At 58.9% G+C, this 19398-nt stretch carries 16 protein-coding genes; 11 read left to right on the top strand and 5 right to left on the bottom strand.

Annotated elements, in window-relative coordinates; translation table 11 throughout:
• Positions 1 to 82: 82 nt before the first annotated feature.
• On the top strand, positions 83 to 2131 hold the full coding sequence (locus AC0N03_RS14280) for an acetate--CoA ligase family protein (protein WP_474289489.1): 2049 nt from the start codon (positions 83 to 85) through the stop codon (positions 2129 to 2131).
• On the top strand, positions 2124 to 2900 hold the full coding sequence (locus AC0N03_RS14285) for an enoyl-CoA hydratase-related protein (protein WP_474289490.1): 777 nt from the start codon (positions 2124 to 2126) through the stop codon (positions 2898 to 2900). Before AC0N03_RS14280 ends, AC0N03_RS14285 begins: the two co-directional genes overlap by 8 nt.
• Before the next feature lie 35 nt (positions 2901 to 2935).
• Here AC0N03_RS14285 and AC0N03_RS14290 read toward each other — a convergent pair whose 3' ends face one another.
• The gene (locus AC0N03_RS14290) at positions 2936 to 3823 is read right to left on the bottom strand and encodes a DMT family transporter (RefSeq protein ID WP_474289491.1); all 888 of its coding nucleotides are present in this window, start codon (positions 3821 to 3823) and stop codon (positions 2936 to 2938) included.
• Positions 3824 to 3950: 127 nt separating this feature from the next.
• Between AC0N03_RS14290 and AC0N03_RS14295 the strand changes: the two genes are divergently transcribed.
• Both AC0N03_RS14295 and rarD read left to right on the top strand, forming a co-directional pair.
• Positions 3951 to 4913 carry an L-carnitine dehydrogenase gene (locus tag AC0N03_RS14295; protein ID WP_474289492.1) on the top strand — a complete coding sequence of 321 codons (963 nt, stop codon included), beginning with the start codon at positions 3951 to 3953 and terminating at the stop codon, positions 4911 to 4913.
• Positions 4914 to 5819 (top strand): EamA family transporter RarD, encoded by a 906-nt coding sequence (gene rarD, locus AC0N03_RS14300; protein ID WP_474289493.1) that lies wholly within the window; start codon positions 4914 to 4916, stop codon positions 5817 to 5819.
• Here rarD and AC0N03_RS14305 read toward each other — a convergent pair.
• Positions 5805 to 6824: a GlxA family transcriptional regulator gene (locus AC0N03_RS14305; protein ID WP_474289494.1), complete on the bottom strand. Its 1020-nt coding sequence runs from the start codon at positions 6822 to 6824 to the stop codon at positions 5805 to 5807. The genes rarD and AC0N03_RS14305 overlap by 15 nt on opposite strands.
• A 283-nt stretch (positions 6825 to 7107) precedes the next feature.
• Here AC0N03_RS14305 and AC0N03_RS14310 point away from each other — a divergent pair, with 283 nt between their 5' ends.
• Positions 7108 to 8601 carry an aldehyde dehydrogenase family protein gene (locus tag AC0N03_RS14310; RefSeq protein WP_474289495.1) on the top strand — a complete coding sequence of 498 codons (1494 nt, stop codon included), beginning with the start codon at positions 7108 to 7110 and terminating at the stop codon, positions 8599 to 8601.
• An 88-nt stretch (positions 8602 to 8689) separates the two neighbouring features.
• Here AC0N03_RS14310 and AC0N03_RS14315 read toward each other — a convergent pair whose 3' ends face one another.
• Positions 8690 to 9430, bottom strand: coding sequence for a class II aldolase/adducin family protein (locus AC0N03_RS14315; RefSeq protein WP_474289496.1), 741 nt, complete (start codon positions 9428 to 9430; stop codon positions 8690 to 8692).
• Positions 9431 to 9588: 158 nt separating this feature from the next.
• Here AC0N03_RS14315 and AC0N03_RS14320 point away from each other — a divergent pair, with 158 nt between their 5' ends.
• The 3 genes from AC0N03_RS14320 to AC0N03_RS14330 are packed head-to-tail and all read left to right on the top strand — an operon-like array spanning position 9589 to position 14066.
• Positions 9589 to 11583, top strand: coding sequence for a hydantoinase/oxoprolinase family protein (locus tag AC0N03_RS14320; RefSeq protein ID WP_474289497.1), 1995 nt, complete (start codon positions 9589 to 9591; stop codon positions 11581 to 11583).
• A gap of 32 nt (positions 11584 to 11615) precedes the next feature.
• Positions 11616 to 13169: a choline-sulfatase gene (gene betC, locus AC0N03_RS14325; RefSeq protein ID WP_474289498.1), complete on the top strand. Its 1554-nt coding sequence runs from the start codon at positions 11616 to 11618 to the stop codon at positions 13167 to 13169.
• Positions 13170 to 13223: 54 nt separating this feature from the next.
• Positions 13224 to 14066: a dienelactone hydrolase family protein gene (locus tag AC0N03_RS14330; protein WP_474289499.1), complete on the top strand. Its 843-nt coding sequence runs from the start codon at positions 13224 to 13226 to the stop codon at positions 14064 to 14066.
• Between the two features lie 65 nt (positions 14067 to 14131).
• Here the strand turns inward: AC0N03_RS14330 and AC0N03_RS14335 are convergent, their stop codons facing one another.
• Both AC0N03_RS14335 and AC0N03_RS14340 read right to left on the bottom strand, forming a co-directional pair.
• Positions 14132 to 15559, bottom strand: coding sequence for an undecaprenyl-phosphate glucose phosphotransferase (locus AC0N03_RS14335; protein WP_474289500.1), 1428 nt, complete (start codon positions 15557 to 15559; stop codon positions 14132 to 14134).
• A 250-nt stretch (positions 15560 to 15809) separates the two neighbouring features.
• A complete protein-coding gene (locus tag AC0N03_RS14340) occupies positions 15810 to 16370 on the bottom strand; it encodes a polysaccharide biosynthesis/export family protein (RefSeq protein ID WP_474289501.1) in 561 nt (186 codons plus the stop codon).
• 151 nt (positions 16371 to 16521) lie between these two features.
• On the opposite strand from AC0N03_RS14340, the gene AC0N03_RS14345 reads away from it, so the two are divergent.
• The 3 genes from AC0N03_RS14345 (at position 16522) to AC0N03_RS14355 (ending at position 19327) form a co-directional block, all read left to right on the top strand.
• On the top strand, positions 16522 to 17859 hold the full coding sequence (locus AC0N03_RS14345; protein ID WP_474289502.1) for a hypothetical protein: 1338 nt from the start codon (positions 16522 to 16524) through the stop codon (positions 17857 to 17859).
• Positions 17860 to 17861: 2 nt separating this feature from the next.
• The gene (locus tag AC0N03_RS14350; RefSeq protein ID WP_474289503.1) at positions 17862 to 18725 is read left to right on the top strand and encodes a VOC family protein; all 864 of its coding nucleotides are present in this window, start codon (positions 17862 to 17864) and stop codon (positions 18723 to 18725) included.
• A 362-nt stretch (positions 18726 to 19087) separates the two neighbouring features.
• The gene (locus tag AC0N03_RS14355) at positions 19088 to 19327 is read left to right on the top strand and encodes an acyl carrier protein (protein ID WP_474289504.1); all 240 of its coding nucleotides are present in this window, start codon (positions 19088 to 19090) and stop codon (positions 19325 to 19327) included.
• The last annotated feature ends 71 nt before the right edge of the window (positions 19328 to 19398 follow it).

Below are 19398 nucleotides of genomic sequence, written 5' to 3' on the forward strand. Positions count from 1 at the left end.
CCTCTCCCCGCCTGCGGGGAGAGGGTGGGGTGAGGGGCCATGTCTGCCAAAGCGGCAACATTCATAACGGAGATATCGAAGCATGAATCCGCTCACGCGACTGCTGCAACCGAAAAGCCTTGTGGTCATCGGCGGGCGTGAGGCTGAGGAGGTCATCCGGCAATGCGACAAGCTGGGCTTTCGCGGCAGGATTTGGGCAATCAATCCCAAACGTACTGAAATGGCCGGCCGCCCTTGCTTGCCGGATATCGCGGCTCTGCCGGACGTGCCGGACGCAGCCTTCATCGCCGTGCCGCGTCTGGCGCTGATAGAGGCTGTTGAAAAGCTTGCGGCGATGGGGGCAGGCGGGGCGGTCTGTTATGCCTCCGGCTTTGCTGAGCTTGACGCCGAAGGCGCGGCGCTGCAAAGGCGTCTGACGGAGGTTTCGGGGGCAATGGCGCTCACCGGCCCGAATACCTACGGACACATCAATTATCTTGACGGCGCGGCGCTGTGGCCGGATCAGCAGGGCGGAGCGCGCGTCGAACGCGGCGTCGCTATTGTCACGCAATCGGGCAATATTGCCTGCAACCTCACGCAGCAGCAGCGGGCTATGCCGCTCGCCTACCTTGTCACTGTCGGCAACAAGGCCAAGGGCGATCTTGCGGATTATGTCGAGGCCTTTCTCGATGATCCGCGCGTCTCGGCTATAGGGCTGCATATCGAGGGCTTGGAGGATATTCCCGGTTTTGCAGAAGCTGCGATGCGCGCGCGTGCTGCCGGCGTGCCGATAGTGGCGCTGAAAACCGGACGCTCGAAGGTTGGGGCGGCGCTGACTCTCTCCCATACATCCTCGCTCGCTGGCCCGGACCGGCTGTATGATGCCCTGTTTGACCGGGTTGGCATTGCCCGCGCGCCGGACGTGGGCGTGTTTCTGGAAACGCTCAAGCTTTTGCATGTTTATGGCCCGCTGCCGGGGGCGCGCATATCGTCGATGAGCTGTTCAGGCGGAGAGGCCTCGCTCGTGGCTGATCTGGCCGAGGATTTCGGGCTGGAGACGCCGCCGCTTGACGCAGAAACCGCCTCGGCCCTTGCCGTAGTGTTGGGCCCGAAAGTGCCGATTGCCAACCCGCTGGATTATCACACCTACATCTGGGGCGATGAGCCGAAGCTGACGGCCTGCTTTACGGCCATGCTGGGCGGCGGTTTTGATCTCAACCTTCTGATTCTCGATTATCCGCGAAGCGACCGCTGTGATGGCGCAAGTTGGAATGCGGCGGGAAAGGCGCTAGCTGCAGCACGTCAAGCCACCGGCGCGCGTGCCGCCATTCTCGCTTCGATCGGCGAATGCCTGCCGGAGTCCATCGGAAATGATTTCGTCAAGGCCGGAATTGCGCCGCTGATGGGGCTGCGCGATGGGTTGCAGGCCGTGGCGCTGGCTGCGAAAATCGGTCGGGCTTGGGCGCGGCCTGCGCCAATGCCGCTGGCCGGGCCGGGGCCGCAGCATTCGTGCGAACAGCATCTTCTCACCGAATTTGCCGCCAAGCGCGCGCTGGCCGCTTTCGGCGTGCCGGTGCCGCAGGGGGAACTTGTACCGATAGAGCAGGCGGGGACGGCTGCAAAGCGCCTTGGCTTTCCGGTGGTGGTCAAAACTTCCTCCGAAATGCTCGCTCACAAGAGCGATGCGGGCGGCGTGGCGCTGAACCTAAATTCGTGCGAGGCCGTGGAAGAGGCCGCGCGCGGCATGTCGGGCCTTGGCCCGAATGTGCTGGTGGAGCGCATGGCGTCAGGCGCAGTGGCCGAGTTGATAGTCGGAATCAACAGCGATCCGCAATTTGGTCTGGCGCTGGTGATCGGCGCTGGCGGCCTGCTGGTTGAACTGATCGAGGACAGCGCGACCTTGCTTCTGCCTGCAAGCGAGGAGCAGATCGCGGCGGCGCTGCGGGGGCTGAAAGTGTTCAGGCTGCTGCAGGGCTATCGCGGCAAGCCTGGCGGCGATATCGGTGCCGTTGTAAAGGCTATTGCCGCCATTGCGGCCTATGGAGAGGCAAACCGGCACCGGCTTGCCGAGCTTGATGTCAACCCGCTGCTGGTAATGGCGGACGGCGTGACGGCTGTTGATGCGCTCATTCGGGAGGTGGCGGATGTCTGAGGCGGTAAGGGTCAAAAATTTTGGACCGGTCTGTGAAATCATGCTGGACAGGCCGAAGGCCAATGCCATCGATGTCGCCACCAGCCACGCGCTCTATGCGGCTTTTGCCGAATTTCAGCAGGATAGGCGCCTGAGTGTCGCCATTATCACGGGGGGTGGAGAAAGATTTTTTTCTGCCGGATGGGATCTCAAGGCGGGCGAGGCCGTGGACGCCGATCACGGCCCCGGCGGATTTGCCGGCCTGACGGAGTTTTTCAGCCTCGACAAGCCGGTGATCGCCGCGGTGAACGGGCTGGCGCTGGGCGGCGGATTTGAACTGGCGCTGGCCGCCGACCTTATCGTCGCCGCAGACGGGGCAGAGTTTGGCTTGCCGGAAGTCTCGCTGGGCATTATCGCCGATTCAGGTGGCATGCAGCGGCTGCCCGGGCGCCTGCCGCGCGCGATAGCCAGCGAACTGGCTTTCACGGGCCGGCGCATGAGCGCCGATGAGGCTGCCCGCTGGGGCTTAGTGAACAAGGTTGTGCCCGGCAATGAGGTGTTGTCCGCGGCGCATGAACTGGCGGCGCGCATTGCTGCCAACGCGCCGCTGGCGTTGCGGGCCGCCAAGGCCGTGATGCGGGCCGGGGAGGGGAGCCCGGTATCCGGAACCTATGCCTTGATGCGGAGCGGCGGCATTCCCGTCTACAACGACATGCTCGCTTCGGACGATGCGCGCGAAGGCACGCACGCCTTTGGCGAAAAGCGCAGGCCCGTGTGGCGGGGCGTTTGAGCCATATTCACTCCGGCATGGTTGGCTCAATCTTTCTACGCCGCCGCCGTTTCCCTTTTCAGTTCTCCCAGCATCTGCCAGGCCACGGCAGCCAGCACAATAAATCCGCCGATGATAGCCGGTTTGCCGGGGTTTTCGCTGAATGCCAGCCAGACCCAGAGCGGCGAGAGCACGACTTCGATCAACCCGATGAGCCCCGCCTCGGCGGACGGAATCAGCCGGGAACCGACAATGAAGATCAACAGGCCTGCGCCAATGGTGATTGTGCCGAGGGCCGCGAGAACAGCAAGGTCGAACGGTCCCGGCAGAGTGAGGCTGGGCACCATAAAGAGGCAGATGATGATGCCCCAGAAGGCGCCGATGGCATTGATCAGGGCGATGGACTTTCCCGGACGACGGCGCATCAGCACCACGAGAAGCGCGAAGCAGATCGTCATGAGCAGAGAGAGTGCGTCTCCCAGCAGGCGATTGGGGTTGTTTTCCGAACCGCCCACCATGATCATCATGCCGCCCAGCGCCACAACGCTTGCAATCAGGGTACGCGGACCAACTTTCTCGTCGTTGATCAGCCAGCCGAAAATTGCCGAAATGAAGGGTAGCGTCGCATAGACGATCACGACATCCGCCACGCTCGTATAGGCCAGCGCCGAGACATAGGAAAACATCGAAATGGTGCCGAGCGCGGCGCAGGCATAATCGACGGGCGCAAGTGAGGTCAGTTGCGCCAGCAGGCTGCCGCGGTGGCTGACGTAAAGCGAGCAGAGCAGAAAAAGCGCGCCGAAAACGCCGCGCCAGAGCTGAATCGTCCATATATCGAGATGAAGAAGCCGCATGAGCGGCCCCGCCGTGCTCCATATTATGGCAGCAATGAGGACAAGCAGCGCGCCTTTTCTGTGGTGATTCTGCGTTTGATCACGCGGCATCGTTCATCCCTTTTGTTTCGTCGCTTTCTGAGCGGTGCAGGTCGAGAATTGACAATGTTGATCGTCTCCGATGGCCTGTAATGCCGGGTATCATAGGGATAATCATAGGCTGCGGGCAGGACTTGATATGACACAAAGCGTCAAAACAATCGCAATTATCGGCACCGGCGTGATCGGTGCGGGCTGGACTGCGCGCGCGCTTGCGCATGGGCTGGATGTCGTGGCCTGGGATCCGTCGCCCGCCGCTGAGGAAAAGCTGCGCGCCGCCGTGGCGCACGCCTGGCCGGCTCTGGAGAGTATGGGCCTTGCAGCGGGTGCTTCGCAAAACCGCCTGCGATTTGCGGCCAGCGTCGACGCCGCCGTCGCTCATGCGGATTTCATTCAGGAAAATGCCCCGGAACGGGAGGAGCTGAAGCGCGGATTGCTGGCGCAGATCGATGCAGCGGCCCCGCCCCACGCAATCATTGCCTCATCCACTTCGGGTTTGCTGCCCAGTTCGCTTCAGGGACAATGCAAAAGCCCGGAGCGGGTTGTGGTCGGCCATCCGTTCAATCCGGTCTATCTGTTGCCTCTGGTGGAAGTGGTGGGCGGCGACAAGACCTCGGCTGCAACCATTGAATCGGCCAAATCCTTCTATAAAAGTATCGGCATGCGGCCGCTGCACATCAGGCGCGAAATCGAAGGCTTCGTCGCCGATCGCCTGATGGAGGCGCTCTGGCGTGAGGCGCTCTGGCTGGTCAATGACGGCATCGCGACGACAGAGGAAATAGATGCGGCCGTGGTTTATGGCTGCGGCTTGCGCTGGAGTCTCATGGGTACGTTCCTGACTTTCCATCTGGCCGGAGGCGACGCGGGCATGCGTCACATGCTGCACCAGTTCGGCCCGGCGCTCAAATTGCCATGGACCAAGCTTGTCGCGCCCGAATTGACCGAAGATCTGATCGAAAAGGTGGTCGAGGGCTGCGAGCATCAGGCGGCAGGGCGCTCCGTCAAGGCGCTGGAAAAGCGCCGCGACGATTTCCTGATTGATCTTCTGGCGCTTGTGAAGAAGTATTGGCCCGAATCAGAAGGTTTAGAGGGCCGGATCTAGGTGAGTGTTTCTTCTTCGCGCGAGGCCCGGAAGGGTCTGGCCTACGCCGTAACCGCCCATACCTTATGGGCAGCAATGATTGTCTATCTGAAGTTGCTGTCGCATGTGCCTGCGGTCGAGGGAGCGGTTCATCGCGGGCTCTGGGCCTTTCCGGTGGCCGCGCTGACGCTTTTCTGGACAGGGTGCTGGCCGGAAGCACGGGCGGTTCTGCAAAACCCGAAAAAGCTGGCGGTGCTGGCCCTTTCCGCATTTCTGATCGCGTTCAACTGGGCTTTATATATCTGGGCCATTGCCGAGGGGCGGGTCGTGGAGACGGCTCTGGGCTATTACATCAATCCCTTAATGAATGTGCTGATGGGCGTCTGGTTTCTGGGTGAGCGGCTCAATGGCATGAAAAAGCTTGCCCTGATCATTGCTGCCGTGGGTGTTATCGCTCAGACGCTCGTGGTCGGGGTGTTTCCATGGGTGGGGCTCGTGCTGGCCGCCACATTCTGTCTCTACGGCTTTTTGCGCAAGCAGATGGCCGTAAGTGCCGTCGCGGGGTTTTTTGTGGAGACGCTGATCCTGCTCGTCCCCGCAGCGATCTATGTCGGCTCCGGACTGGTGAGCGGTCATAGCGCGTTTTTGCGCAATGTGCCGGACACGCTGCTTCTGCTCGGGCTTGGCCCGTTCACGGCGCTTCCGCTGCTCTTATATGCCGCTGCCGTGCGCCGCATCTGGTATTCGACGGCAGGCATCATTCAATACCTGACGCCAAGTCTGGCTGTGGCGCTGGCTGTGTTTGCCTATCATGAGCCCATGAGCCCGGCGCGTCTTGCCTCTATTGCCGTGATCTGGGTGGCGATCGGCATTTTCTCGGCGGCCTCGCTGCTGGACGAGCGCGCGCGGCGCCTAAGCGCGGCGTGAAATGGGCGCCGGCGCCGCGGTTTTCGGCGCCGACGTATTGCTGCTCTCGGTGCGGTCCTGACGCGGCGAGCGCCCGAAGATCGAGCGATAGGCGCGCGAGAGGCTCGAGGCGGAGCCAAAGCCTGTGGCAATGCCAACTTCCATCACGCTCATATTGGTCTGGCGCAGCAGATGGCGCGCCCGGCCAAGCCGCAGCTTCAGATAATGGCTGGTGGGCGTTTCGTTAAGATGTTTGCGAAACAGCCGTTCAAGCTGACGCCCGGAAACCCCGGCTATGCGCACCAGTTCTTCAGTGCAGAGCGGGTCTTCGAGGCGCGCTTCCATGGCCGTGACAACCCGCTCAAGGCGCGGATTTGCAAAGCCAAGCCGAGCCGGAATATGCATGCGCTGCTGGTTGTGCGGCTCGCGGATGCGGTCGTGGATCAATTGCTCGGACACGTCGGCCGCCAGCTTGTGGCCCCAGCGCGTGGCTATCAGATGCAGCATCATGTCGATTGCCGCTGTACCGCCCGCGCAGGTGAACGTCTTGCCGGCAATTTCAAACAGCTCGTCGGAGACTTCAATGCCAGGGAAATCCTCCCGGAAGGCCGGCACGGCCTCCCAGTGCATTGTCACACGGCCCGAATCGAGAAAACCGCCAGCGGCCAGAATATGTGTCGCGGTGTCCACCGCGCCAAGCACCGTGCCTTTGCGCACCAGACGGCGCAACTGGCTGAACAAAGTGCGGTTTTCAACCGCCTGCGGCTCAAATCCGGCGCAAAGGATGAGCGTCGGTACGAAATCCACCTCTCCGAGTGCGGCATTGGCCATGATCGTCATGCCGTTGGACGCGGCCACGGGTTCGCCGTCGAGCGAGTAGGAATGCCACTCGAACAGATTTCGCCCCGAAAGGCGATTGGCGATGCGCATGGGTTCGATGATGGAAAACAGCGCCATCATGGTGAAGCGCGGTACCAGCAAAAAGCCGATAACCAGTGGATCCTGACTTGACTGACTATGAAACATGCAAAGCCTGTTTGGGCAAATGTGCGATATACGACATCATTTTTGCTTTTATGCGCCATTATTAATGCAAAACGACATAACGTGTCGAATCATGTTTTATTTCATATATAAATTTTCTATCAAACGACAAATGCGGCGCCTCAATGTCGATATGGGACAGCTTACAGAGCCTCAAACGGCTTGCAAGACCACAAAAATCGATGAAGCGGCCCAAAAATCATTCATTTCCATTTCGTCGAAAATGGCATTATCTCGGTCGATGGATTGAATTTTGGAGCGTGGGATGACCGGGTCCGTTCAACAACTGGCTGCAGAAGCGTTCAAGACCGGCACTTTGCCGGATTTGCCGGAACATTTATTCATTGACGGTCGTTTTGTGAAAGCCAGTTCGGGCAAGCGGATGGAAACATTCGATCCCGGCAGCGGCAGGGCTTTCGCCACGTTCGATCTTGCCAGCGCTGCTGATGTCGACGAGGCTGTGGTTTCGGCACATAAGGCGCTCATGGGCGTCTGGCGCCGGACGAAGCCGGCCGAGCGCAGCGCCATTCTTTACCGAGCCGGGCAATTGCTGAGACGCGATATTGCCCGTCTGTCTGTTGTGGAGACGCTCGATTCTGGCAAGACGCTGGATGAAGCGCAATGGGACATTCTCGCCTCTGCCCGTATGTTTGAATATTACGCCGGTCTTGCCGATAAATTGCAGGGTGCAACCATTCCACTCGGGTTGGATTACATGTCCATGACCATTCAGGAGCCGGTTGGCGTCACGGCCCATATCATTCCGTGGAATTATCCCACATCGACAATGGTGCGTGGTATTGCGCCCGCCTTGGCTGCCGGCTGCACGGCAGTCTGCAAGCCGGCGGAGACAACGCCGCTTACGGCGCTGATGATCGCGCAATTGCTGGTTGAGGCGGGGCTTCCTGCCGGAGTCTGCAATGTCGTCACCGGCATCGGCCCCGTGGCCGGGGAGGCCCTGGCGACGCATCCGCTTGTGCGGCACATCACATTCACCGGTTCGGTGCGCACCGGCATTGCCACGATGCAGAATGCCGCTAAAAATGTCGCCAGCGTCACTCTGGAACTGGGCGGCAAGTCGCCGATGGTTGTGCTCGCCGACGCGGATATCGATGCTGCCGTTGAAGGCGCGCGCTGGGCGATCTATTCAAATGCCGGGCAGGTGTGTTCGGCGGGTTCCCGCCTTGTTGTGGAACGGGCGGTTCACGACGAACTGGTCGAAAAATTCGCTAAGGCCTCACGCTCGCTCAGGCTGGGGCACGGGCTGCGTTCCCCCGACGTGGGTGCGATCAATTCGCTACTGCAGCTTGACCGGATCAAGGCGCATGTGGATGAAGCGCGCACGCGCGGCCTTGTCATCGCGGCAGGCGGGCAGCCCGCCGTCGATCCGCAGACGGGCAAGGGCTGGTTCTTCGAGCCGACGATCATCGACAATCTCAAGGTGGATGACCGGCTTGTTCAGGAAGAAATTTTCGGGCCGGTGATGGTTGTACAGGTTGTGGACAGCGAGGAGGAGGCACTCGCCGCCGCCAATGCCACCCAGTTTGCTCTGGCCGCGGGGATTTATACCAAGGATATTTCCAAGGCCCTGCGCTTCGCGCGAGATATCGATGCGGGGCAGGTCTATATCAATGAATATTATGCCGGAGGCATCGAGGTGCCGTTCGGCGGCAATAAATTCTCAGGCTTTGGCCGCGAAAAAGGCTTGGACGGCGTGAGGGCCTATCTGCGTACCAAGGCCGTGACGGCGCGGATTTGAGGCCAGTCCGCCGCATGTCTGCCATGCTTTGCGCACCGTAAGGGCGATGACGTGCGCGGAAAATAGCGCAGAGCGAGAGGCCGCCAGCCTAATCCCGGTAGTCTGGCGCCTCCGCATCAAGGATTTTCTTCATTTCGTCGAAGTGCGCAAAGGGACTGTCCTTGTAATCTTCCCAGTCACGGGCAGTGCGCTCGGCGATCTCGTCCGAAAGCAGGTTGAGAGGCCTGCCGGTGGAATAGGCCAGAACCAGCGTCTTGCAGGCGCGCTCAAGATAATAGAGGTCGTCGAAAGCCTCGGCGACGGTGGGTGCGGTCACCAATACGCCGTGATTGCCCATCATCATCCGCGATTTGTTGCCCATGACCCGCACAAGGCGGCCGGCTTCATCGGGATCGTCGGCAATGCCGCCAAAATGCAGGTCGATGGCGACGCGGTTGAAAAAGCGGGCCGTGTTCTGGTCGACGGGCTTGATTTCAGGATCGGCCAGACAGGCGATCGCTGTGGCATAGGGCGAATGCACATGCAGCACACAGCGCGCCTGCGGCATCTGGGCGTGCATGGCGCCGTGAATGGCCCATGCCGACGGGTCAGGTGCGTCAGGCCGGCCCATGGTGCTGTCGTCGCTGGCATCGAGCAGCAGCAGATCGCTGGCTTTGATGCGCGAAAAGTGCCGCCAGCGCGGATTCATCAGGAAACGCTTGCCATCCTTCGAAACCGCAAGGCTGAAATGATTGGCAACGGCCTCATGCATGTCAAATCTGGCAGCAAGGCGAAAGGCGGCGGCCAGATCGATTCTGTGCTGGCGTTCGTCGGCAAAACTGAGCGTCATCGTGCAAAGCCCCCCTGTTTTCAGGCCAGTTTAGCGCACTTTCTGGCCTTGATGCGACGGCAACCGACTATCAGGCGCGAATTGCGGCGATTGGTGCGCGAATAGCCCTGTTTTCTTGGACTATATCGGCTAGAAGCAAGGCGCGGAGAAAAGATTTCATGGCACGTTTGATCATAGGCATTGATACGGGCGGAACATATACCGACGCAGCGCTCGTGGAGACGCAAGCCCGGCAGGTTTTGGCCAAGGCCAAGGCGGTGACGACCAAGGGCGATCTGTCCATCGGCGTGGGCGAGGCGCTGGCGGCTGTGTTCGAAGCCATGCCCGCGCTTGAAGGCGCCGCCGTGGAAATGGTCTGTCTGTCAACGACATTGGCCACCAATGCGATTGTGGAAGGCCATGGCTCGCAGATCGGCGTGATTCTCATCGGCTTCGACGATAAAATGGCAGCCCGCACCGGGATAGCCGAGGCTTTGCCGGGCGTCAGAATGCTGCGCTGTGCCGGCGGACATACCTATAGCGGCGAAGAAAAGGTGCCGCTTGACCGGGAAGTGATCGCCGCTTTCATCCGCGAAACGCATCCTATGGTAGAGGCCTATGCCATTGCCGCCGAATATTCGGTGCGCAACCCGGCGCAAGAGCAGGCAGTGCAGCAGATGATTGCCGAAATCTGCGGCCGTCCGGCGACGCTGTCCAGTGATCTGGCCCATGCTCTGGATGCGCCGCGCCGGGCGCTGACGGCCGCGCTCAACGCGCGGATCATCTCGCGCATTGTCGCGCTGATCAATGCCGTCCAGAGCGCAATGCACAAAGTGCGAATCACCGCGCCGCTGATGGTGGTGAAGGGCGACGGCACTCTGGCCAATGCCGCGACCGTAGCCAGTCGTCCCATCGAGACCGTGCTTTCCGGCCCTGCGGCGAGCGTCATCGGCGCAAAGTTTCTGTCCGGGCTGGAGGATTTCGTTGTGTCCGATATCGGCGGCACAACAACCGACATCGCCGTGCTGGAGCAGGGCTGGCCCAAGCTGACGCGGGAAGGGGCGCTGGTTGGCGGACACCGCACCATGGTGCGCACCATCGACATGCGGACCTTCGCGCTTGGTGGCGACAGCGAGGTGGATTTCGATGACGTGACAGGCAAGGTGGCGCTGCGGCCAAACCGCATCGTGCCTCTGGCGCTTCTGGGCGCGCGTTTCCCGCAGGTTGTCGGAGAGTTGCGTGCCTTGCTGGCTGATCCGGAAGGCGCGCCCTATGCGAGCCGCTTTGCCGTGCGGCCTTTTGGCGGGCAGCCGTCGGCGCTTCAACTGCCGGAACGTGAACAGCGCGTGTATGACCGGATTGGCGATTCGCCTTGCAGCCTGGACAAGGTGGTGCATAGTCCGCAGGACATGCGAATTTTTCTGCGCCTTGTGAAACTCGGGCTGGCACAACTCTCAGGTTTCACTCCAAGCGATGCTGCTCATATTCTTGATAAGCAATCACAATGGTCGCGTGAGGCTGCGTTGCTGGGCGCGCTGGCATTTGTACGCTGGCGGCGTATGGCCTCGCCACGCGCCGGAGAGGCCGAGGCGCGCGCCTTTGCGGGCGAGGTGTTCGATGCTGTGATTTTCGATAGTGGCCGCGTGCTGATCGAAACGCTCACGGGCCTTGCGGTCAGGCCCGATGATCCGTTCATCCGCGCCGCGCTCGATGGCTCCCATTTCCATCGCGGACTTGATATTGTCATCCGTCCGGCAACGCCGCTTGTCGCCGTGGGCGGCCCCGGCGCGATCTATTATCCTGATCTTGGCCGGCGGATGAAATGCGAGATTGTGCTGCCGCCGTTCGGCGATGTCGCCAATGCGGTAGGGGCGGCGGTTGGCGTGATCAAGGAGCAGTCCATCGTCGAGATCACATCGTCTGGCGTCGGCAGTTACCGCATTCATCACGCCCATGGAATCGAGCCTGCCAGCGATCCGACGGATGCGCTGGCCCGGGCGCAGGAACTGGCCAAAGCGCAGGCGCAGAGCCGCGCGCAGGAACTCGGGACCCACCACAGCGAGCTGAACATTCATGTCGAGCGGGTCGATCTGCCTGATATGAAGGGGGACAAGGGGTTGATCGCAGCGACAATTTATGTCGAATGCTGGGGTGCGCCGGACAGCGACTCCTGAAACGATCTGGTTTATTTGCGCAGAGGCAGGATATGACCAAGCAGGCACCCAATATTCTCATCATCGTCGCTGACCAACTGGCCGCACAGTTTCTACCCGCTTACGGCCATAAAGTGGTCAAGGCGCCAGCTATCGATGCGCTGGCCCGAGACGGGGTTGTCTTCGAGCAGATGTATTCCAACAGCCCGCTCTGCGCGCCGGCGCGGGCTACATTCATGACGGGCTGTCTGTCTTCGCGCACGGGAGTCTACGACAATGCCGCAGAATTTCCTTCGTCCATTCCGACATTCGCGCATTATCTGCGCCTGAGAGGCTACCGCACATGCCTTTCCGGCAAGATGCATTTTGTCGGTCCCGACCAGCTTCACGGTTTCGAGGAGCGCCTGACAACGGACATCTATCCCGCCGATTTTGGCTGGACGCCCGACTGGAGCAAGCCGAACGAGCGCATTGACTGGTGGTACCATAATATGACCTCGGTCAAGCAGGCCGGCATCGCCGAAATCACCAACCAGCTGGAATATGATGACGAGGTCGGCTTTCTTGCCCAGCGCAGGCTTTACGATTTTGCCAGAGCAAAGGAAAAGCAGCCATTCTGCCTGACAGTTTCCTTCACGCATCCGCACGACCCCTATGCCGCCCGGCCGGAATTCTGGAACCTGTACAAGGATGAGGACATTGATCTTCCGGCTGTGCCTGCACTGCGCTCCGACGCAATGGACAGCCACAGCCGACGCCTGTACGAGGCCTGTGCCATGGAGGATTACGACATCAACGAAGATGACGTGCGCCAGTCCCGACATGGCTATTATGCCAATATTTCCTATGTCGACGCGCATGTCGGCAAGCTGATGGCGACGCTGAAGGCCTGTGATCTCGCGGATAATACGATTGTGATGATCACATCCGACCACGGCGATTTTCTGGGAGAGCGCGGCTTGTGGTACAAGATGAGCTATCGCGACCCCGCCGCCCGTGTGCCGCTGATCGTACATGCGCCGGGGCGTTTCGCGCCGCGGCGCGTTAAAACTCCTGCCTCTCTCGCTGATCTTGTGCCGACACTGGTTGACATGGCCGAGGAGGGTGCATCGCGCGACCTTTCCTGGCCGGTGGACGGCCGCAGCCTTCTGCCCTTGCTGAAGGGCGAGGCCGAACACGATGAATTGACGGTTGGCGAATATCTTGCCGAAGGCGTGCCGGAGCCGATGTATATGGTGCGTCAGGGCGACTGGAAATTCATCTCCTGCAACGCCGATCCCGATCAATTGTTTAATCTGGCGACTGACCCGCTGGAAAATGTAAATCTTGCCGCCGATCCCGATCAAACGGCGCGTGTTGAGCTCTACCGGGCTGCGCTGGCGCGCAGGTTTGACCGGCAGGCGATTTATGAGCGGGTCTTGGCCAGCCAGAAGTCCCGCCTTGCGGTGTTTCAGGCGCTCACCAAGGGCAAACTCTATCCCTGGGATTACCAGCCTCTGCGTCTGGCCTCGGAGGTCTACACGCGTAACCATCGCGACGTGACCGAAACCGATGTGTTGTCGCGTTATCCGCTGGCGCCGGAAGCCGTCAAAAAGCCGGGCCGGTAGGGCTTGGCGTGCGCAGCCGGGACGCTATGTTAGGTCGCACAGGAGGTGCCTTCCATGCAGATTTCATCCGGTTCGAACGAGTCCCGTCGCGCATTTTTAAATCTGACAGCGGCAGCTGGCTTCACGCTTGCTGTTCGTCCCCTGTCGGCTGAGACCATTCTGACTTCTGCCGATGGACTGGACGCCGGTATGGTCAGTGTCATGGGTGCCGCAGGCCCTGTTCCGGCTTACCGCGCCCGGCCGAAGGGCGCGGGCAAGGCGCCGGTCATTGTCGTGATACATGAAATTTTTGGTGTGCATGAGCATATCAAGGACGTTTGCCGGCGTCTGGCGAGGCTGGGCTATTATGCTATTGCACCCGATTTTTTTGCCCGTCTCGGCGACGCTACCCAGATCACCGATTTCAAGGTCCTGATCAACGACTTCGCCGCCAAGGTGCCGGATGCGCAGGCGATGAGCGATATTGACGGTACGGTTGCCTTCGCAAAGTCGGACGGCGGTGACACTGGGCGCCTCGGAATTACCGGCTTTTGCTGGGGCGGGCGTATTGTCTGGCTTTACGCGGAACATAACGCGCAGTTGAAGGCCGCTGTTGCGTGGTATGGCCGTCTGGTTGGCCAGCCGACTCCTCTGCAACCGAAATCCGCGCTGGACCTTGTTGCGGATCTTCACGCGCCGGTGCTGGGTCTTTACGGCGGCGCGGATACCAGCATACCGCAATCCTCAATCGATGAAATGACCGCGGCAGCCAAAGCCGCGGGTAAGCAGGTCGAGTTCGTGGTTTATCCCGATACGCCGCATGCGTTTTTTGCTGACTACCGCGCGTCCTACACGCCCGCTGCGGCCAAAGATGGATGGCAGCGTCTGCAGGCGTGGTTTAAGGATCATGGCCTCTGAAACCGAATTATACAGCCTTTGCGGCCATGCGGCACGGTGAGCGCCGCGTGGTGGGAATTTGCTGGTCAATAGGCATTTTTGCCTTTTATCAGCGCGATCGGTGTCAGCAACAGAATATAGAGATCAAAGAAGATCGACCAGTTTTCAATATAACTCAGGTCATGTTCGACGCGCGCCTGCGTTTTCTCCGGCGTGTCGGTTTCTCCACGCCAACCGTTGACCTGAGCCCATCCTGTAATGCCGGGCTTGACGCGGTGTCGTGCAAAATAGCCGTCGACAACCTCGTCGTAGACGCGGCCAGCAGCTTTGCCGCTGACAGCGTGGGGGCGGGGGCCGACAAGTGAGAGATCGCCGATAAAGGCGACATTGAACAGTTGCGGCAATTCGTCGAGCGAACTGCGGCGCAGGAGACGTCCGAACGGTGTAACGCGAGCGTCGCCGCGCGTGACCTGTTTTTGCGCAGAATGATCCAACTGTTCGGCATACATTGTCCTGAATTTGTAGACTATGATGTGCTCGTTGTTGAATCCGTGCCGGACCTGCCGGAAGAAAACAGGTCCCGGCGATGTCAGCTTTACGCCCAGAGCGATGATCGCCATCAGAGGCGCCAGTATCACCAGCAGGCAAATTGCGGCTATGCGGTCAAACAGGGCCTTGAGCACGATATCCCATTCCGCTATCGGCTTGTCGAACACGTCCAGCACGGGCACGTCGCCGATATAGGAGTAGGAACGTGGTCGCAGGCGCAGCTTGTTCATATGTGCTGCCAGCCGGATATCGATCGGCAGAACCCATAATTTGCGCAGCATCTGCAGGAGCCGTGCTTCGGCCGTGATCGGCAGCGAAAAAATGATCAGGTCGAGGTGTGTCCGTCGCGCAAATCTAACGAGATCGTCGACATTGCCCAGTTTGGGATAGCCCGCCAGCTCATCATTTGAGCGCCGCTCGCTGCGGTCATCGAAAAAGCCCAGTACATGCAGATCGCCGTGCTTGCCGCTGCGAAAACTGTTCAGCAGCAATTCTCCGGGCTCGCCTCCGCCAACAATGACAATGCGCCGTTCGATCTTGCCGGCGTCGCTCAACCGCCGAACAATGATAGAAGCCAGACCGCGATCGAGGAGCAGGGCTATCAGACCGATCACATAAGTCAGCGCGAGCCAGATGCGTGAGAAATGGTCGCCCATCTGCAGAAAAACGAGAATGGCCAGCCCGGCGAAGAACACCACCGACCATGCGCCCGCTACGCGCAGGCCATGTTGAGAGACCTGACGAAGATTGCTGTAGCTGTTGACACTCATGATATGGAATATAACAAGGCCCAGAACTGACAAAGCAGCAATGGCCAGTCCGTAGGCCAGCGACAGTTGAACAACCGGCCCCACATATAGCCTGTATGCAAGAAGGGCTGTCAGGATGATGGTCACGACGTCGGCGGTTCGGATCAGGCCATTTATGACGACAGGCGAGATCGAGCGCTTCGCCAGACTTTGCAATAATGCTTCTGCCCTGTCAGGTAACAGTTGTTCAGAAGAGAAGTTGCTATCCACGTCGCAGGATGGTGCCTGCCTCATGTCGTCGGAGGAATTATTCATTATTATGCGCCTGATGACTTAACTTTACTGAACGTCATTCATTATATCGGCACAAAATGAATAAATTAATACTTAAAAATCAGATCGATGCAATTTAAATTGAATGCATATATCAAGAAATACGCTAGGCTGCGCCTGTATTATTTGATTTTCAGAAATAGCGCTCGTTTATGGCTATGCTGTCGCCCGGCATCACCGGCTGCGTCATTGGCACTGTGGCCTTGACTATTTTACCATCGACGGTGCGCGTCAGCGTTGCGTCGGAATGCGCGGCGCGCGGCGTAAAGCCGCCAGCTATGGCGACCGCCGTTTCCACCGTCATGCCATTGACGAAAGGATATTGCCCGGCGTTCGATACTTCGCCCAATATGAAAAATGGCCTGTAGCTCTCGACCTCGACCGAGACTTTCGGATCGCGCAATATGCCGCCACGGAATTTTGCCGCGATTTCGTCCGACAATCGGGACGTCGTGAGGCCCTGCGCGCGAACTGTTCCAATCAACGGCATGGCTATATTGCCGCTGCCATCGACAGAATAAATATTGGTCAGGTTGTCCTGACCGAATACGATAATGCGCAATCGGTCACCGCTGCCCAGGGTGTAGGGGCGGTTGATCTGGTCAGAGCTGAAATAATTCGGGTAGCGCGGAGAAGCGCAGCCGGCGAGACACACTATCAGCAGAGCTGAAGTTATTATGTTTGTGTTTCTCATTCCGTGCGCCGGTTTTATTTAGTTTTCCTTGTACCTGTTTAGTGGATCGCGGTTAACAAAGTGTGCAAATTGCAAGGGTTGCTGATGTGCGCTGCGTGAATTAACCATTGGTCAACCATGCTTGGCTTTAATGGAGCAAAGGATTTGCTCCGTGCCATTGATTCAATTTTTTAAGCGACTCAATTTTGCTCCAAACCTCTCGCCTTTGCGTCTGGCTTTGCTGGCTGCAAATCTTTTCATTGCCTCCGGCCTTTGGTTTGCGTGGCACAGCAATAAGGCGGGCTCTTATGTGGCGACCGCGCATGTCGGGCTATCCCGGCCTGACGCGGATCTGGATGCGGAGCTGACGCGCCTGCGCGCATCTGATTTGTCTCTGGCGGTGATGGCGGAGTTGAATCTGGCCGCTTCGCCAGATTTTTCAGGAATGCGGTATTTTCCCGGATCGAAGTTGATCTCGGCGCTTTTGGCAAATCCCGAGGCGCCGCTGCAGGCGCGCGCCTTGATGTTGCAGAGATGGAGCGAATTGGTGCGCATATCGGGCGATGCCGGTCAGCGCCAGCTTGAAATCGCCGTGCGGGCAGAAGATCCCTCGCTTGCAGCACTTGTCGCCAATAGCTTGGCGTCCCGGTTTGTGGCTGCTGCTGCTTCTGCGCCGCAGGAGGATAATATTTCATCGTCCGTGTTCGGCGGCGGGCCGGTAAATCTGGTTGCTGAAAAACAGCCGATCGTGCCGGAGCGGATTTTCCTGCCGGCACAGGTGAGGCTGATGGGTGGTGGTTCAGGCCATGAAGTTGCCGCGCTCTCGAGTGTGGCGCTGGCGCTGATCGGCGCTCTTGCGCTTTTTGTCCGTCCCTCGCGAAAGGCCGTGCCTGATTTATCGTATTCGCCTCCCGTCACGGTTTGTATTCCGCGGCCCGAAAGAACTGCTGTTCCACACGCGGTGCGCAGGCCGGTCTGCTCAGTGTCAGAACCTGATCTGGTTGAATATTTCAATGTGCGTTATGCAAGCGAAAAGCAGTCCTGCACTTTGCTCCATGGTTTCGTACTGGCGGATGTGGAAGCCGTATGTGGGACTCTGGCGCAAGCCATGCCGATATTGCTCGTCGACATCGGTTTGGCGGAGGACGAATGCGGGCAGAGTCAATGCGCAGGGGCGGGAGGCCAGATATGCTTTGAGCATCTAAGCGCCCAGACCGGGTGCGGATTGACGCGCATGCGGCTTGAAGCATCAGCGCTCGGGTCGTTTGCATGGGCGTCGGCTTTGGCGGTGCTGCAAGAGGCATTCGCGCATGTCGTCGTTGTCAGCAACGCCAGAACCGATATGATCGCGACTGAACTGGCGCCGTTTCTCACGCATGCTGTGTTTTATGATCATCCGGCTCAGGACGTATCCAACGAAGAAATGATCGCTGCGCTTGAGAGCGCAACGGAGTGCGAAATGTGCTTCATGCCGGCGCTGTTGCCGGCGTTGTTCCGCGAGGCAGCCTGACTATGGCCAGTCACTTCGATCATATTGTTGTTGCCGCCCGTCGTCTGGACGATCTGCGCGATTTCTACACCCGTCTCGGATTTCGTGTCGGGTATCGCAATCGTCACCCCTGGGGTACAGAAAATCATATTATTCAATTCGGCGGACATTTTCTTGAATTGATTGCATTTCCGGAAAATACCGAGTGCGTTAGTTCCGGCGCGCCATATTTCGCAAGATTTCTGGCAGATTACATTGCTCGTTTCGAAGGTCTGGCCATGTTGGTGCTCGGCACTGATAACGTCGTGGCCGAACACGGCCGGTTGCGCGAACTGGATATAGTTGAAGGAGATGTTTTCGATTTCGCCCGAACCGGGCGCAAGCCGGACGGCAGTCCCCTGCAGGTGGCGTTCAGTCTGGCGTTCGCCCGTCCGCCGCAGAATATGGATTGCGGATTTTTTTATTGCCAGCAGCATTATCCCGAGAACTTCTGGAACCCGGCATTTCAGAGCCATGAAAATGGCGTAACCGGGTTGACCAGCGTGATTTTTGCCTCCGGCGAACCCGAAAAGACCGCAGGTTTTCTCAGTGCGTTCAGCCGTTATGCCAAATCTGCGGGAGATGAGAGCCACATCTGCCTTTCTTCAGCCGCTGAGACCATTATCATTGCCAGTCCAGAGCGTCTGCGCCTCGACTATGGATTTGCACCAATCACGGCTGCCGCGCGTTCCGGCATGGCCGCCCTGCAATTTCGCGCCGGAGACCTTGCAGCTGTTGCTGCCCGGTTTGATAAAGAGGGAATTGCCTATCTAGGCTACAACGGCCATATCGTCGTTGAGCCTGTTCATGCGTTCGGCGCTGCGCTGATTTTTTCTGGTCAAAACTGACATTTGCGAAAGAGCATTGCTGTACAGGCGTCGGTTTTGTCCGATTAAGCAGTCGTCCGGTCACTCATTTTTTCAGTGTAAATGAATGTTTTGTTTTGACTGCACGGATTTATCTGTGAAAGCGCTTTTCTCTCATGCGTTTTGACCGCCGCTTGCCTCTCGCCTTCCTGAAAAAAATATGCTACGAGCCGCGTTGATTGATGAAGAAAGTTCGCAAAGGACGCTTTGTCTCTCAGCCGGATTGGACGCTTGAGGGGGCCGATATCTTTTCGGAATGTTGGTTCAGGGCCTCGTGGCCCGAGAGCGTCCCATGTGGCCGAGCCGGTAAAATTGACGTTTAACTAGTAGTAAGGAATTGAACGATGAGCGATGTCGCCGAGCGGGTTAAAAAGATTGTTGTTGAGCACCTTGGCGTAGAGCCGGAGAAGGTTGTCGAAGGCGCGAATTTCATCGACGACCTCGGCGCGGATTCGCTCGATACCGTTGAGCTGGTGATGGCCTTTGAAGAAGAGTTCGGCGTGGAAATTCCGGACGATGCAGCCGAGCAGATCCAGACGGTCGGCGACGCTGTCAAGTTCCTGTCCAAGAATGCCAAGGCCTGATCGGCCTTTTTCAGACATTTGCAGAGTTGTTGGGGGTCGGAAAGGCTTGTTCCTGGCCGACCCTTATATAT

This window comes from Methylocystis sp. sgz306128 (assembly GCF_056032725.1).

Excerpts from the sequence above, each read along its gene's own strand:
- AC0N03_RS14280 (WP_474289489.1), top strand. The coding sequence starts at position 83 with ATGAATCCGCTCACGCGACTGCTGCAACCGAAAAGCCTTGTGGTCATC.
- AC0N03_RS14285 (WP_474289490.1), top strand. The coding sequence starts at position 2,124 with ATGTCTGAGGCGGTAAGGGTCAAAAATTTTGGACCGGTCTGTGAAATC.
- AC0N03_RS14290 (WP_474289491.1), bottom strand. The coding sequence starts at position 3,823 with ATGCCGCGTGATCAAACGCAGAATCACCACAGAAAAGGCGCGCTGCTT.
- AC0N03_RS14295 (WP_474289492.1), top strand. The coding sequence starts at position 3,951 with ATGACACAAAGCGTCAAAACAATCGCAATTATCGGCACCGGCGTGATC.
- AC0N03_RS14305 (WP_474289494.1), bottom strand. The coding sequence starts at position 6,824 with ATGTTTCATAGTCAGTCAAGTCAGGATCCACTGGTTATCGGCTTTTTG.
- AC0N03_RS14310 (WP_474289495.1), top strand. The coding sequence starts at position 7,108 with ATGACCGGGTCCGTTCAACAACTGGCTGCAGAAGCGTTCAAGACCGGC.
- AC0N03_RS14315 (WP_474289496.1), bottom strand. The coding sequence starts at position 9,430 with ATGACGCTCAGTTTTGCCGACGAACGCCAGCACAGAATCGATCTGGCC.
- AC0N03_RS14320 (WP_474289497.1), top strand. The coding sequence starts at position 9,589 with ATGGCACGTTTGATCATAGGCATTGATACGGGCGGAACATATACCGAC.
- betC (WP_474289498.1), top strand. The coding sequence starts at position 11,616 with ATGACCAAGCAGGCACCCAATATTCTCATCATCGTCGCTGACCAACTG.
- AC0N03_RS14330 (WP_474289499.1), top strand. The coding sequence starts at position 13,224 with ATGCAGATTTCATCCGGTTCGAACGAGTCCCGTCGCGCATTTTTAAAT.
- AC0N03_RS14340 (WP_474289501.1), bottom strand. The coding sequence starts at position 16,370 with ATGAGAAACACAAACATAATAACTTCAGCTCTGCTGATAGTGTGTCTC.
- AC0N03_RS14350 (WP_474289503.1), top strand. The coding sequence starts at position 17,862 with ATGGCCAGTCACTTCGATCATATTGTTGTTGCCGCCCGTCGTCTGGAC.
- AC0N03_RS14355 (WP_474289504.1), top strand. The coding sequence starts at position 19,088 with ATGAGCGATGTCGCCGAGCGGGTTAAAAAGATTGTTGTTGAGCACCTT.